At 69.2% G+C, this 13,276-nt stretch carries 13 protein-coding genes and 1 tRNA gene; 7 read left to right on the forward strand and 7 right to left on the reverse strand.

Features of this window, described 5'->3' with window-relative positions; translation table 11 throughout:
• Positions 1-163 precede the first annotated feature (163 nt).
• The 3 genes from mutS to EOHIBHHM_RS07650 all read left to right on the forward strand — a co-directional run bounded on the left by mutS (position 164) and on the right by EOHIBHHM_RS07650 (position 5,392).
• The gene (gene mutS, locus EOHIBHHM_RS07640) at positions 164-2,938 is read left to right on the forward strand and encodes a DNA mismatch repair protein MutS (RefSeq protein ID WP_497256158.1); all 2,775 of its coding nucleotides are present in this window, start codon (positions 164-166) and stop codon (positions 2,936-2,938) included.
• Positions 2,928-4,580: a DNA mismatch repair endonuclease MutL gene (gene mutL, locus EOHIBHHM_RS07645; RefSeq protein ID WP_497256160.1), complete on the forward strand. Its 1,653-nt coding sequence runs from the start codon at positions 2,928-2,930 to the stop codon at positions 4,578-4,580. Before mutS ends, mutL begins: the two co-directional genes overlap by 11 nt.
• A gap of 68 nt (positions 4,581-4,648) precedes the next feature.
• Positions 4,649-5,392 carry a PspA/IM30 family protein gene (locus EOHIBHHM_RS07650; RefSeq protein WP_497256162.1) on the forward strand — a complete coding sequence of 248 codons (744 nt, stop codon included), beginning with the start codon at positions 4,649-4,651 and terminating at the stop codon, positions 5,390-5,392.
• Here EOHIBHHM_RS07650 and EOHIBHHM_RS07655 read toward each other — a convergent pair whose 3' ends face one another.
• A complete protein-coding gene (locus EOHIBHHM_RS07655) occupies positions 5,393-5,605 on the reverse strand; it encodes a DUF7573 domain-containing protein (protein ID WP_497256164.1) in 213 nt (70 codons plus the stop codon). It abuts the gene before it with no gap.
• Between the two features lie 148 nt (positions 5,606-5,753).
• On the opposite strand from EOHIBHHM_RS07655, the gene EOHIBHHM_RS07660 reads away from it, so the two are divergent.
• Entirely contained in the window at positions 5,754-5,993 is a 240-nt protein-coding gene (locus tag EOHIBHHM_RS07660; protein ID WP_497256166.1) for a DUF8024 family protein, read from the forward strand.
• Here EOHIBHHM_RS07660 and EOHIBHHM_RS07665 read toward each other — a convergent pair.
• The 3 genes from EOHIBHHM_RS07665 to EOHIBHHM_RS07675 all read right to left on the reverse strand — a co-directional run bounded on the left by EOHIBHHM_RS07665 (position 5,956) and on the right by EOHIBHHM_RS07675 (position 8,258).
• Positions 5,956-6,933 (reverse strand): 5,10-methylenetetrahydromethanopterin reductase, encoded by a 978-nt coding sequence (locus EOHIBHHM_RS07665; RefSeq protein ID WP_497256947.1) that lies wholly within the window; start codon positions 6,931-6,933, stop codon positions 5,956-5,958. The two genes, EOHIBHHM_RS07660 and EOHIBHHM_RS07665, sit on opposite strands and share 38 nt — an antisense overlap.
• The gene (locus EOHIBHHM_RS07670; RefSeq protein ID WP_497256168.1) at positions 6,933-7,688 is read right to left on the reverse strand and encodes a coenzyme F420-0:L-glutamate ligase; all 756 of its coding nucleotides are present in this window, start codon (positions 7,686-7,688) and stop codon (positions 6,933-6,935) included. The genes EOHIBHHM_RS07665 and EOHIBHHM_RS07670 overlap by 1 nt, the downstream gene beginning before the upstream one ends.
• A gap of 75 nt (positions 7,689-7,763) precedes the next feature.
• Positions 7,764-8,258 carry a metallophosphoesterase family protein gene (locus EOHIBHHM_RS07675; protein ID WP_497256170.1) on the reverse strand — a complete coding sequence of 165 codons (495 nt, stop codon included), beginning with the start codon at positions 8,256-8,258 and terminating at the stop codon, positions 7,764-7,766.
• 57 nt (positions 8,259-8,315) lie between these two features.
• On the opposite strand from EOHIBHHM_RS07675, the gene EOHIBHHM_RS07680 reads away from it, so the two are divergent.
• The gene (locus EOHIBHHM_RS07680) at positions 8,316-9,572 is read left to right on the forward strand and encodes an eIF2B alpha/beta/delta subunit family protein (RefSeq protein ID WP_497256172.1); all 1,257 of its coding nucleotides are present in this window, start codon (positions 8,316-8,318) and stop codon (positions 9,570-9,572) included.
• Between the two features lie 127 nt (positions 9,573-9,699).
• Here the strand turns inward: EOHIBHHM_RS07680 and EOHIBHHM_RS07685 are convergent.
• Positions 9,700-9,788 (reverse strand) — tRNA-Gln (locus EOHIBHHM_RS07685).
• A gap of 361 nt (positions 9,789-10,149) precedes the next feature.
• On the opposite strand from EOHIBHHM_RS07685, the gene ddh reads away from it, so the two are divergent.
• The gene (gene ddh / locus EOHIBHHM_RS07690; RefSeq protein ID WP_497256174.1) at positions 10,150-11,076 is read left to right on the forward strand and encodes a D-2-hydroxyacid dehydrogenase; all 927 of its coding nucleotides are present in this window, start codon (positions 10,150-10,152) and stop codon (positions 11,074-11,076) included.
• Between the two features lie 99 nt (positions 11,077-11,175).
• The gene (locus EOHIBHHM_RS07695; protein WP_497256176.1) at positions 11,176-12,150 is read left to right on the forward strand and encodes an NOG1 family protein; all 975 of its coding nucleotides are present in this window, start codon (positions 11,176-11,178) and stop codon (positions 12,148-12,150) included.
• Positions 12,151-12,154: 4 nt separating this feature from the next.
• Here the strand turns inward: EOHIBHHM_RS07695 and EOHIBHHM_RS07700 are convergent, their stop codons facing one another.
• Entirely contained in the window at positions 12,155-12,334 is a 180-nt protein-coding gene (locus EOHIBHHM_RS07700) for a hypothetical protein (protein WP_497256178.1), read from the reverse strand.
• Between the two features lie 158 nt (positions 12,335-12,492).
• Positions 12,493-13,254 carry an SIMPL domain-containing protein gene (locus tag EOHIBHHM_RS07705; RefSeq protein ID WP_497256180.1) on the reverse strand — a complete coding sequence of 254 codons (762 nt, stop codon included), beginning with the start codon at positions 13,252-13,254 and terminating at the stop codon, positions 12,493-12,495.
• Between the last annotated feature and the right edge of the window lie 22 nt (positions 13,255-13,276).

A 13,276-nucleotide genomic window follows, 5' to 3' on the forward strand; every position in this document is an offset into this window, starting at 1 on the left:
TGTGGCCCTCTGGTCGTGGTCCGTGCACACGATTCACAGGTGCTCTTGTCACGGAAACCACCTAACTCTGCCGGGAAACGACGCGGTCTCATCGACCGACTTGGTCGCCGGCGGTCGACTCGTTTCCCGGTCGCTTAAGCCCGTTCGTCACCCCCGTTCGGACATGACTTCGGTGACCGGCCCACCCGAGAAGATGGTCGCCGTCCGCGAGGACCTCACCCCGATGATGTCGCAGTATCTCGCTCTCTGTGAGGAGTACGAGGAGTCGCTCGTGCTCTTCCAGGTGGGCGACTTCTACGAGGCGTTCTGCGACGCGGCGGCGGCCGTCGCACGCATCTGCGAGGTGACGCTCACCAAACGCGAGGACTCGACGGGCACCTACCCGATGGCGGGCGTCCCCATCGACAACGCCGCCTCCTACGTCGAACGCCTCCTGGACGCCGGCTACCGCGTCGCCGTCGCCGACCAGGTGGAGGACGCCGAGGAGGCGTCGGGTCTCGTCGACCGGGCGGTGACTCGGATCGTCACGCCGGGAACCGTCGTCGACGAGGAACTGCTGTCGGCGGGGACGACGAACTACGTCGCGGCGCTCACGCGAGAGCCGGAGGACGACCTGTTCTCTCTCGCGGCAGTCGACGTCTCCACCGGCGAGTGTCTCGTCACGAGCGGCGACCGAACGCGGATCGCGGAGGAACTCGAACGCGTCGCCCCCGCCGAGCTGCTCTTCGGGCCTGACGTCGACGCCGACGCCTTCGACCCCGACGCCGTCGCCGCCGGGGCGATGGTGACCGACTTCGACGCCGACTCCTTCGCCCGTGACTCTGCTCGCGACACGCTCGCCGGGTACGTCCCCTCCCCGGCGGCCGTCGTCGCCAACGACGCCGAACTCCGGGCGTGCGGCGGTCTGCTCGCCTACGCCGAGTACACCCAGGGCGACGAACGGCTGGACTACGTCTCGCGGGTGACGCGCTACGACCCGCGAGAGTCGCTCCGGCTCGACGCGACGGCGCTGCGGAGTCTCGAACTGTTCGAGACCCGTGGCGCGAGTTCGGGCCACGCGCTCGTCGACGTGCTGGACGACACCGCCTGTGCGCTCGGTCGTCGGGAACTGACCCAGTGGCTCCGCCGGCCGCTCGTTGACCGCGACCGTATCGCGGCGCGGCACGACGCCGTCGCGGCGTTCGTCGAGACGCCGCTCGTCCGCGAGGCGGTCCACGACCGGCTCAAAGACGTCTACGACGTCGAGCGACTCGTCGCGCGGGTCTCCCGCGGTCGGGCGAACGCCCGCGACCTGCGCTCGCTGAAGACGACGCTCGACGTCGTCCCCGAGCTCAGAGCCGAACTGAACGACGTCGACGCCGAGCGACTCCGCGAACTCCGCGACGCGCTCGACGAACTCGCGGACGTCCGCGAGCTGATCGACCGCGCCGTCGCCGAGGACCCGCCCGTCGAGATCACGGAGGGCGGCGTCGTCCGCAAGGGGTTCGACGACGAACTGGACGACCTCCGGCGGACGGAACGGGAGGGTCGCGAGTGGGTCGCCGACCTGGAGGCGAGCGAGCGCGAGCGGACGGGGATCGACTCGTTAGACGTCGGCTACAACCAGGTCCACGGCTACTACATCGAGGTGACGAACCCCAACCTCGATCGGGTCCCGGACGACTACCAGCGTCGGCAGACGCTGAAGAACTCCGAGCGGTTCTACACGCCCGAACTCAAACGGCGGGAGGACGAGATCCTGGGGGCCGCAGAGCGCGCCGACAAGTTGGAGTACGAGCTGTTCACCGACGTCCGGAGCGACGTCGCCGCCGAGGCCGACCGGGTGCAGGCGGTCGCCGCCGCACTCGCCGAGTTGGACGTGCTCGCGACGCTCGCGGCCGTCGCCGTCGACAACGACTACGTCCGCCCGACGTTCCACGCGGAGGGAGAGCGCGGCATCCACGTCGAGGGTGGTCGCCACCCCGTCGTCGAGCGCACGCAGTCGGAGTTCGTCCCGAACGACACCCGACTCGGCGGCGACGCGGGGGACGTCGCCGTCGTCACCGGCCCGAACATGTCCGGGAAGTCGACGTACATGCGGCAGGTCGCGCTGATCGTCGTGCTGGCGCAGACCGGGAGTTTCGTCCCGGCCGACGCCGCACGGCTCCCGGTCGTCGACCGCGTGTTCACCCGCGTCGGCGCGAGCGACGACATCGCGGGCGGCCAGTCGACGTTCATGCGCGAGATGGCCGAACTGACCGACATCCTCCACGGCGCGACCGAGCACTCGCTGGTCCTCCTGGACGAGGTCGGTCGCGGCACCTCGACGGCGGACGGTCGGGCCATCGCCCGCGCGACGACGGAGTTCGTCGACGACGAGGTCGGCGCGTACACGCTGTTTGCGACCCACTACCACGAGCTCACGGCCGTCGCCGACGAGCGCGAGGACGTGTTCAACCTCCACTTCACGGCGGAGAGCGACGGCGACGACGTGACGTTCCTCCACCGCGTCGAACCCGGCGCGTCCTCCTCGTCGTACGGCGTCGAGGTCGCACGGATGGCGGGCGTCCCCGACCGAGTCGTCGCTCGCTCACAGCAACTGGTCGAGAGCGAGAGCGGGGGGAGCGATGCGGACGGCAGAACCGATACGGAAGGCAGCGACGAGGAGGACGCGCCGGCCGACGACGAGGGTTCGCCGGACGAAACCGGCAAGTCGCCGCGGCCCCAACCACGGTCGAACGGACGCGAGGTGGGTGCCCAAGAGGCCGGGCGGCAGACGACGCTGACGAACGGCGCCGGTGGGGGCAACGGCGACGGGGCCGAGACACCGCGACACGGACGCGAGGCGGTCCTCGAAGCGGTCGTCGCCGAACTCGACGCCGTCGACGTCGCCCAGACGACGCCGCTGGAGGCGCTCACCACGCTGAACGACCTCAAGAACATACTCGATGACAGTTAGGAGACTCGACAGCGAGACGGTCGAACGCATCGCCGCGGGCGAGGTGGTCACCCGCCCGGCGAGCGTCGTGAAGGAACTCGTCGAGAACAGCCTCGACGCCGGCGCGGGGAGCGTCACCGTCGAGGTCGACGGCGACGGCACCGAGCGGCTGAAAGTCGCCGACGACGGTCACGGGATGTCCGAGGCGGACGCCGAACTCGCCGTCGACCACCACACGACGAGCAAGCTGAGCGGGAGCGACGACATCGAGCGCGTCTCGACGCTCGGCTTCCGGGGCGAGGCGCTGCCGAGCGTCGCTGCCGTCGCGACGCTCGACGTGACGACGAACGACGGCGGCCCGCGCGGGACGCGAGTCGTCGTCGAGAACGGTGAGACGACCACGTCGCCCGCGGGCCGGGCGACGGGGACGACCGTCGAGGTCCGAGCGCTGTTCCACAACCGGCCCGCCCGCCGGAAGTCGCTTTCGAACACCGAGTTCGGCCGAATCAGCGACGTCGTCTCCCGGTACGCGCTCGTCCGCCCCGACGTCCGGTTCCGGCTGCGTCACGACGGCCGCGACGTGTTCTCTACGCCCGGATCCGGGAGCTACACCGACGCCGTCCTCGGCGTCTACGACCGCACCGTCGCCGGCCAGAGCACGACGTTCGACCGCGAGGAAGACGTCGAGATCGACGGCGAAGTGCGCTCGCTCTCCGTGTTGGGACTGCTCGTCTACCCCTCGGTGACGCGCTCCCGACGCGACCACGTCCACGCCGCCGTCAACGGGAGGGTCGTCGGCAACGCGGGGCTGAAGCGCGCCGTCGTCTCGGGGTACGGGACGCTGCTCCCCTCGGGCCGCGAACCGATCGCCGTCGTCTCGGTGTCGCTCTCGCCCACCCTGGTCGACGCCAACGTCCACCCCTCGAAGGACGAGGTGGCGTTCGTCGACGGCGACGCAGTCGAGTCTGCCGTCGAGGAAGCGGTCCACGAGGCGCTGACGACAGCCGACCTCCGGCAGAGCGGCGAGGTGGCGATGGATCTCGAGGCGACGCTCGAACGTGTGGAGGGTGATTCGCTGTTCGACGAGGTAACCGTCATCGGCCAATTTCGGACGCTCTACCTGCTCTGTGAGGCCGACGACGACCTGCTCGTGGTCGACCAGCACGCGGCCCACGAGCGCATCAACTACGAACGTCTGCAGGCCGCGCTGGCGGACTCGCCGGTCGACTCGGCGCTCGTCGACCCCGCCGAGACCGTCTCGCTGTCACCCGCCGAGGCTGCCGTCGCCGACGACGAACGCGAGACGCTCGCGCGACTCGGCTTCGAGTTCTCGACGTTCGGCGGCGGGACGCATCGAGTGACGGGGCTCCCGGCCCCGCTCGGTCGCGTGGCCGACGTCTCGGCGTTCCGGGACGCCGTCGACGCCCTCCGCGCCGGCGACGACCCCGAGGACGCCCGCGACGAGTTGCTGAAGGACCTCGCCTGTCACCCGTCGCTGAAGGCCGGCGACACGCTCGACGGCGAGACGGCGGCCGACCTCCTGGGCCGCCTCGGCGAGTGCGAACAGCCGTTCGCCTGTCCGCACGGGCGGCCGACGGTGCTCTCTATCGAGGAGGAGACGCTGGCGACGGGGTTCGGCCGCGGTGAGACGCGCCTCGGATGACCCGCTCTCCGCCTCGCGCGCTCCACGTCTCGGACAACTGCTAAGTTCTGCGACGGCTATCTCGAAGCATGGGTCTCACCGACCGGACCACCGACCTGTTGAACACCCGCGTGAACGCCCTCCTCGACCGCCTCGAAGACGACGCCGAGAGCGCAGACTACGCCGTCGAACGCCTCCGCGACGAACTGCGGCGCGTCAAGGAGGCGATCCTCGACCTCGTCACCGAGAAGAAACGACTGGAGCAGCGGCGCGACCGACTGCAGGAGCGGATCGAGGAGCGAAACGAGCAGGCCCGCGAGGCGGTCGCCGCGGGCCGCGACGACCTCGCCCGCGAGCTGCTCCGGAAGAAACAGCGCGAGTTGAGCGACCTGGAGGACCTCGAGGAACAGATCGCCGACCTCGCCGACGCCCAGGAGGAACTCGTCGAGCGGAGCGAGGAGCTGGAACGTCGGGTCGACCACTACCGCGCCGAACGTGCTCGGACTGCGGCCCGCGAGACGGCCGCTTGCGCCGACCTCGCGGCGAAGGGCGGCGTCGGCGACGTCGGCGGCGAGGCCGGTCGCTACGCCGACGCCGCCGCCGAGGAGATCGACGAGCGCGAGGCTCGCGCCGCGGCGCTCGAAGAGTTAGAGGAGCGCGGCGTCTTCGACGACGACGAGGACCTCGAGGCGGAACTCGCGCAGTTGCGGACGGACGACGAGATCGAGGACGAGCTGTCGACGATTCGCAAGGAGATGGGGAGAGACGAGCGGACGACGGACGCCGGTGAGAGGCGGCGGGACGACGCGGACGACCTCGACGACTCGGAGTAGCTACCACTCCTTGCAGTCGGCGCAGACGAACCGCCCGTCGTCCTGCCAGCGCTTCTGCACCGTGGCGTCACAGGCGTCGCAGGCGACGCCGTCCGGCGCGAAGCGGTAGGTCGGCGTGGCCGGTTCGGTCTGTGACTGCTTCTCGCTCTCGTCCTCTCCGGTTTCGTCGGCGTCGCTCTCCACGAAGTCGTCCAGCGACCGGTCCTCGTCCATAGTTCGTCCTGTCGGCGTCTGGGTTTAGCAGTTACGTAGGACGGTAGGCCCTCACCAAACGGCACTTACTGTCTCGCCATTCGGTCAAGCCCTTCAGTGTCCACGTCAACCACGAACACACAAGTACCCCTACTGCAAAGGGCCAGACATGGTCTCAGTCACGGAGTTCATCGCACAGTTGCTGACGAGCGTGGTCGACCTCGTTCGGATCTTCCTGTTCGACGTCGTCGCCGGCGGCGACCCGCTGTCCATCTTCGCGTTCGTCTCCGGCAGTATCCTCGTCGGCATCTCGGTCGCCTTCTTCGGCTACCTCGTGCTCGGCGCGGTCGCCGAACTGTTCGGCGGCGTCGTCAGCTTCGAAGCCGGGAAGCCGCCGCAGCAAGAGTAACGGCCTCTTCGAGGTCGGGGCCGAGCGGCGACCCGACCACGAGACTGTCTGCGTGTTCTCGCACCGCCGCCATTCTCTCGCCGACCTCCTCGACAGTGCCGGCAATACAGAACGCGTCGACCATCGCGGGCGTCACGAGGCCGAACGCTTCCGAGAAGTCGCCCGCGCTGATCTTCTCGCCGATGTCGCTCGCCAGGTCCTCGTCGATACCGTGACGGGCGAGCACGGGCGGGGCGGCACCCGCGGCGATGAACGCCACCGGTGGCCGGGCGGCCTCGCGGGCGGCCTCGCCGTCTTCGGCGACGCTGACCGAGGCGTAGGCGGCGAGGTCGAACTCGCCTAAGTGGTCGAGACGGTCTTCTTTCCCCTGTTCGACCTGCTCGCGTGCCCACGCGAGGTCGTCGGGGTGCGACCCGTTGAACAGCAGGCCGTCGGCGTGCTTGCCGGCCATCCGGCACATGTGCGGTCCCTCGCCGCCGACGTAGACCGGGATCTCGCCCGGCGGGTCGTAGTTGAGTCCGGCGTCACGGGCAGTGAACGTCCCGTCGACGTCGACGCGCTCGCCCGCCCAGAGCTTCCGGGCCGTCTTGAACGCCTCGATGACCGGTCGGAGGCCGCGCTGGTCCTCTAACCCGAGGTTCCGGAGCGTCGAGGGGTCGCCGGGACCGATGCCGAAGACGGCCCGCCCGTCGCTCGTCTCCGCGAGCGTCGCGACCTTCGAGGCGAGCGTCACCGGGTGGGTCTCGTAGGGGTTTGCGACGCCCGGCCCGAGTCGGATCTCGTCGGTCGCTGCGGCGATGCTCGTCAGGGCGGCGAAGGGGTCGCGGTTGTTGTAGTGACAGCTCGTGAACAGTGCGTCGTACCCCTCCTCCTCGGCCCGCACGCCGAGGTCGGTCAGCCGCGAGACGGGATGTTCGGGGGTGAGTTCGACGCCGAACATCATCCCTCGTACTCCCACTCGCGCAGTGCCTGTCGGACGAAGTCGCTCTCGACGTCGCGGAAGTGGTTGTCGCTGCCGGCGTGCTCGCCGAACTCGAAGTCGCGGACGACGACGACGGGTGTCCCGCCCGCTCCCTCGCCGGCGACGAGGTTGGCCGCGGCGGCGAGTTCGTCGACGACGTTCTGGACGGTGACGCCGAGTTCCCGCCCGTCGCGGTCGGTCTCGCCGCGCCAGTCGCGACTCGCCGAGATCCCCGCCCACCCGATCGCGACGCCGCGCTGGCCGTGACGGAACGGCCGACCGCAGGTGTCGGTGACGACGACGCTGTCGGCCGGGAGCTCCTGTCGGATGCGGTCGGCGCTCCGGGTCGGTCGCTTCGGGAGCAAGAGGAGATCGGCGTCCGGGACGTTCGAGCGGTCGATCCCCGCGTTGACGCCGACGTGGCCGAACCTGCTCTCGGTCAGGAGGAACGGTGCCTCCATGATGAGCTCGGTACTCTCTTCGAGCACTGCCTGTGCGAACCGGGGGTCTTTCTCCTCGCCGGCGATCTCGCCGAGGCGAGCAGCGACCTCCGTCGCCCGCGGCCCTGCCGGGAAATCGTCGAGATCTGCCTGTCGACCCTCGGCCTTCGAGACGACGGTGGAGGCGACGCAGACCACGTCGTCGGCGCGGAGGTCGACCCGCTCGCGGATGAGTGCCCCGAGGTCGTCTCCCGGGCGGATCTCCGGGAGGTCCGGGACGGCGAACAGTTCCATACCGAGGATGTGTGACGTGCGCTCAAAAGGCCGCCGAAGGTGGCGAAGGGAACCGGTGTCGACGTCGCCGGACGCTCACTCGCGGTGGAGGTGGACGGTGAACGCGCCGTCGTCGACGCCGAGCGTCATCATCGTCGCCTCGTCGTCCGGGTTCGCAGCCGTCGCCGTCCCCGGGTTCAGCAGTCTGACGTCCTCGACGACGTCGTCCATCGGTTCGTGGGTGTGGCCGGCGACGCCGACGGCGTCCGGCCCGGCTTTGCTGCGGACGATGCCGGCGACGCGCTTCGCGTACCCCGCTCGCGATCCGGTGCCGTGGGTGACGACGAACGTGACCCCCTCGACGGTGAGCGTCGCGACCTCCGGGAGGTCGACGTCGCCGCCGTCGACGTTGCCGCCGACGGCGGTCAGGTTCCCGTCGGCGAGCGACTCGACCAGTTCGACCGTCTCCGGCGAGTCGAAGTCGCCGGCGTGGACGGTGTGGTCCGCGGCCTCGACTCGCCGACGTACCCAGTCGGGTATCTCGGTGGCTCGACCCGGGACGTGCGTGTCGCTGATGAGCGCCAGTTCCATACTCCGGTCTCCGCTCAGCACCGCAAAAGTCGTTGTGCCCGGCGGCCAAGGAGGGCCATGGTCGACGTCGTCACCGCCTTTCTCCGCCACCGGGGTCGCGTCCTCCTCGTCCGCCGGAGCGACGCAGTCGGGACGTACCCCGGTCGTTGGGGTGGGGTCTCCGGCTACGTCGAGGGCGATCCGGACGACGCACTGGCCGACGCCCGACGCGAACTCGCCGAGGAGATCGGCGTGCTCGACGCGACGCTCGTCCGGACGGGCGACCCTCTCGGCGTGGTCGACGGCGACCGCGAGTGGACGGTCCACCCCCTCCTCTTCGAGTGGAGCGGCGAGGGCGAACTCACGCTGAACGACGAACTGATCGAGGCGGAGTGGGTCCACCCGCCGGCCGTCCTCGCCCGGGAGACGGTCCCCGCGCTCTGGGCGGCGTACGAGGCCGTCGCGCCGACCGTCGACGACGACGTCCGGGACGACGAGACCCACGGGTCGGCGTACGTCTCTGTGCGGGCACTCGAAGTGCTCCGCGACCGGGCGGCCGTCGCCGACGACTGGGCGGCCGTGGCGACCGTCGCCCGCGACCTCCGGGACGCTCGCCCGAGCATGGCCGCCCTCGCCAACCGGGTCAACCGGGTGATGAGCGAGGCGACCGAAGCGAGTCACACCCCCGAGGCGGTGCGCGACCGGGCGCAGGCCGCCGTCGACGACGCCGTTCGCGCCGACGAGCAGGCGGCCGCGAACGCCGCAGAGTCGCTCTCGGGGACCGTCCTCACGCTGTCGCGCTCGGGGACGGTGCTCGACGCGCTGCTCTCGGCGCGACCCGACCGCGTCGTCGTCGCCGAGTCCCGCCCCGCCCGTGAGGGCGTCGACGTCGCCGACGAACTCGCCCGTGCCGGAGTCGACGTGACGCTCACCACCGACGCCGCGATTGGCTACGTGCTCGCCGAGGGGTCCGTCGACGCGGCGGTCGTCGGCGCGGACACCGTCTTCGCCGACGCGACCGTCGCCAACAAGGTCGGCACGCGATTGCTCGCGCTGGCCGCGGCGCGGGCGGACGTCCCTCTCTACGTCGTCACCGCCCGCGACAAGATCAGCTCCGGCGACGACTTCCACCCCGAGTTCGGCGCCGACGACGAGGTGTACGCGGGCGACCGCGACGTCGACGTCTGCAACCCCACCTTCGACCGGACGCCGGGCGACCTCGTCGCCGGCGTCGTCACCGAGTCGGGCGTGCTCGACGCCGACGAAGTGGCCGAGATCGCCGCCGAGCACCGGCGGATGGCGACGTGGGACGACAGCAACCTCGACAGTAATTAGCGCAAGTTTCCGTACTTTTCCGACGCCACACGTCGTTTAGCTTTCGAAGTCGGTGTGTTGAGAGAGCGCGCAAGTCGGTCACTGAGCTTCTTCTTTACACTAACGAAGTTCAGAAGGGGAAACAGAACGAAAGGGGATGGATTTGAACCATCGTGGCCATCTTTCAGGCCACCCACCGCAATGGTGGGCGCTCTGGCCAGGCTGAGCGACCCTTTCACGTAGAGTCAACCACAGTACATTCATTTGTCGGAACTGTATTATGTATTGTCAGGTTACTACTTTGCTGTAGATACCCTCTCTATTCAGCACGCCGATTCTGACAACCCACCGAGAGGAGACGAATCGACTGTCCGAACGCTTTCGTCGCTCTCGACGGAACCGGTCGACCGGCGATGGCAACCGTCAAAAGCCGCCGCGCAGTAGCCCCTCTAGGGCGGCCGTGACGACAGTTACCCCCACCGAGCCCCTTGTGACGATGGACTTTCCCGAGCCGCCCTCTCGACACTCGTGAGCCGCGCGTCCGACGCTCCACCCCGGAGTCGCAATCTCCTTGAGGTGGCTCCCCGCATCGACTCGCATGCAGCTCGATCGACTGCTCGTCCACGACTCCGTCGGCATCGTCTTCCCGCCACAGCTCCTGCTCGACGAACTGGCCGACCTCGACGTCGCGGTCGAGGTCGCCGACGACGAGACGACGTTCGGCCCCGGCGACGGCGTCGTCGCGTTCGGTCCCGGACCGGGGTTCCGCGACGCCGACTGGGTCCACTGCATCCGGGCGGGCTACGACGAGTTCGACCTCGACGCCTACGAGTCGGCGAGCGTGACGCTGACCAACAGCACCGGCATCCACGGGACGGCCATCGGCGAGACGGTCGCCGGCTACCTGCTCTCGTTCGCGCGTCGCCTCCACGTCTACCGCGACGCACAGACCGACCACGAGTGGCGCAACCTCCCCTACGAGGAACCGTTCACGCTCGACGGTGAGCGCCTCTGTGTGGTCGGGCTCGGGACGCTCGGCCGCGGGATCGCCGAGCGGGCCGACGCGCTCGGGATGGACGTCGTCGGCGTCCGCCGCTCGGCCGACCCGGTGCCGGGCGTCCGGGAAGTCTACGCCACCGAGAACCTCCACGAGGCCATCGAAGACGCCCGGTTCGTCGCGCTGGCGACGCCGCTCACCCCGGAGACCGAGGGGCTGTTCGGCGCGCCGGAGTTCGAGACGATGCGCGAGGACGCCTACCTCGTCAACGTCGCGCGCGGGGCCGTCGTCGACGAGTCGGCGCTGATCGACGCGCTCGATGCGTCTGCGATCGCGGGTGCGGCGCTGGACGTCTTCGAGTCCGAACCCCTGCGTTCGGAGTCGCCGCTGTGGGACCGCGAGGAGGTCGTCGTGACACCGCACGCCGGCGCACAGACGCGGGACTACCACCGCGACGTCGCCGAGTTGGTGCGGACGAACGTCGAGCGGTTCCGGCGTCGCGAGGAACCCGTCAACTTGGTGGTGTAGCCGCGTCGCGCCGACCCTCGTGTGACAGCCTCTTCCACACGAAATCGGGCGCGTCGACAAACGAACGGGCTTTTACGCTCGGACGACGAACTGGTGTATATGATTTTCGAGAACCTGCCGACCACGCCCCGGTCGGAGGAGCTCATCGACAAGGCGTTCTCGCGGGCGTCGCGGGCCGGACGAGCCAAGAGCGGTCTCGAGGCCCAGGAGTCGATGCTGATCACTGCGTCGAACATCCTCTCGGACAACCTCGAGAACGTCGCGGTCGCGTGGCCGGACTTCAGTCTCGTCGACCAGTTCTACTACGAACTGGCCGACGCCATCGTCGACGTCGACGACCTGCGCCGGAGCCTCTCCGAGGTGATGTGGGCGAGCCGACAGATATCGGAACTCCGCAGCGAGTACCAGTCGAAACTCCGCAACGCCAACCTCGAGACGGGTCGCAAACACCGCAAACAGGCGTTCGCCCGGATGGCAGACGTCGTCGAGGAGGTCGAAGACGACCTGCTCCGCATCGGCGAGGCGCGCGACGCGCTGAAGAACCTGCCCGACATCCGCCCGGACGAACCGGCCATCGTCGTCGCCGGCTACCCGAACGTCGGCAAGTCCTCGTTCGTCAACGCGGTCACCCGCGCGTCGAACGAGATCGCCGAGTACCCCTTCACGACGAAGGGCGTCCAGATCGGTCACTTCGAGCGCGACCGCATCCGCTATCAGATCATCGACACGCCGGGGCTGCTCGACCGGCCCGAGGAGGACCGCAACGACATCGAGCGACAGGCCGTCAGCGCCATCGAGCATCTCGCCGACACGGTGCTGTTCTTCGTCGACCCGAGCGGCGACTGCGGCTACCCGCTTGCGGCACAGCTCGAACTCCGCGACGCCGTCGAGAAGCGGTTCGCCGAGCGCGACATCCCCGTGCTCACCGTCTGCAACAAGAGCGACCGCTCCCGCGACGTCGACGCCGACGCCTACATGAGCGTCACCGAAGGCGAGAACGTCGACGGCGTGTTGGATCTCGCGGTCGAGGCGGTCGGCTTCGAACCGGACATCCCGCCGTCGCGACAGGCGTAACCGGTTACTCGCTGACTACTTCTCTCGCAGACTGCCAGAAGCCGAGGAGACCGACGAACAGCCCGACGACCATCACGTAGAGACCGGTGTCTCCGTCGAACAGCCCGGTATTGCTCAACTGACCGAACCCGCCGAACAGCATCACGAGCAGCGCGAAGAGGAGGGTGTCCGTTCCTATCTGCATATCGTGTACAGGGAGTCAGCAACCTAACAAAAGAGGACCGATGGATCGCCGGTCTCGCGACCCGTGAGTCCGTTCGGATGGGTCGGTCACCGACCGGGTGACGAACGTGGAGAGCCAGCGAGTGTCAGCGGGAGCGAGTGTCGACGGCGGTCGTGCGCCTACTCGACGTCGTAGCTGATGGTGACCGTCGCGGTCACCTCGACCGGACCGGGTTGCAGCACCGTCGACCCGCTGTCGGCGGCCTCCGCGGCGAAGCGCGGTTGCGGGAACGGGTCGAAGTCGGCACCGACCGAGATGGTGCGGACGTCGCCGACGCTCACACCTGCCGCGCCGGCGACGGTGTCGGCGTCGGCACGGGCGGCGTCGACGGCCTTCTCGAGCGCCTCGGCGCGAACCTCGGCGCGGGTCTCCTCGGTCAGCGTGTACTGGACGCCGTCGACGACGATGCCGTCCTCGGCGTCACCCTCACCGTCGCCGGAGACCGCACCGACCGCGGCGTCGACGACCGTGCCAGCCTGGTCGGGTGAGACCTCTATCTCGTAGGCGTGGACGGCGCGGTAGCCGAGCAGTTCACGGCCGCCCTCGCGGAAGTCGTACTCCGGCGAGATGCGGAACGCGGTGGTCCGCACCGCCTCGTCGGTGTCGACGCCGGCGTCCGTCAGCGCCTCGAACAGCGCTCGAGAGTCCTCGGCGACGCGGGCGCGGGCGGACTCCGCGTCGGCCTCGAGGGCGGTCACGGACACCGAGACGACCGCGAGGTCGGCGTCGGCGGCGGCGGTTCCGGTCCCCGAGACGGAGATGCTCGGAGGTGTCTCCGAGTCGTCTGAACCGGCGGAGACGCCGCCGTCTGTCTGTAGTGGAGCGACACAGCCTGCCAGGAGGAGCATCGCGGCGAACACGACGGGAAGTAACGGTCGCATGAGAACTATTCGACGGCCGCGA

The organism is Halogranum roseipondis (genome assembly GCF_059695585.1).

What these genes read in the sequence shown, in the direction of transcription:
- EOHIBHHM_RS07700 (WP_497256178.1), bottom strand. Translation starts at nt 12,334, where the DNA reads ATGCAGATAGGAACGGACACCCTCCTCTTCGCGCTGCTCGTGATGCTG.
- EOHIBHHM_RS07680 (WP_497256172.1), top strand. Translation starts at nt 8,316, where the DNA reads ATGGTCGACGTCGTCACCGCCTTTCTCCGCCACCGGGGTCGCGTCCTC.
- EOHIBHHM_RS07660 (WP_497256166.1), top strand. Translation starts at nt 5,754, where the DNA reads ATGGTCTCAGTCACGGAGTTCATCGCACAGTTGCTGACGAGCGTGGTC.
- EOHIBHHM_RS07655 (WP_497256164.1), bottom strand. Translation starts at nt 5,605, where the DNA reads ATGGACGAGGACCGGTCGCTGGACGACTTCGTGGAGAGCGACGCCGAC.
- mutL (WP_497256160.1), top strand. Translation starts at nt 2,928, where the DNA reads ATGACAGTTAGGAGACTCGACAGCGAGACGGTCGAACGCATCGCCGCG.
- ddh (WP_497256174.1), top strand. Translation starts at nt 10,150, where the DNA reads ATGCAGCTCGATCGACTGCTCGTCCACGACTCCGTCGGCATCGTCTTC.
- EOHIBHHM_RS07650 (WP_497256162.1), top strand. Translation starts at nt 4,649, where the DNA reads ATGGGTCTCACCGACCGGACCACCGACCTGTTGAACACCCGCGTGAAC.
- mutS (WP_497256158.1), top strand. Translation starts at nt 164, where the DNA reads ATGACTTCGGTGACCGGCCCACCCGAGAAGATGGTCGCCGTCCGCGAG.
- EOHIBHHM_RS07675 (WP_497256170.1), bottom strand. Translation starts at nt 8,258, where the DNA reads ATGGAACTGGCGCTCATCAGCGACACGCACGTCCCGGGTCGAGCCACC.
- EOHIBHHM_RS07705 (WP_497256180.1), bottom strand. Translation starts at nt 13,254, where the DNA reads ATGCGACCGTTACTTCCCGTCGTGTTCGCCGCGATGCTCCTCCTGGCA.
- EOHIBHHM_RS07665 (WP_497256947.1), bottom strand. Translation starts at nt 6,933, where the DNA reads ATGTTCGGCGTCGAACTCACCCCCGAACATCCCGTCTCGCGGCTGACC.
- EOHIBHHM_RS07695 (WP_497256176.1), top strand. Translation starts at nt 11,176, where the DNA reads ATGATTTTCGAGAACCTGCCGACCACGCCCCGGTCGGAGGAGCTCATC.
- EOHIBHHM_RS07670 (WP_497256168.1), bottom strand. Translation starts at nt 7,688, where the DNA reads ATGGAACTGTTCGCCGTCCCGGACCTCCCGGAGATCCGCCCGGGAGAC.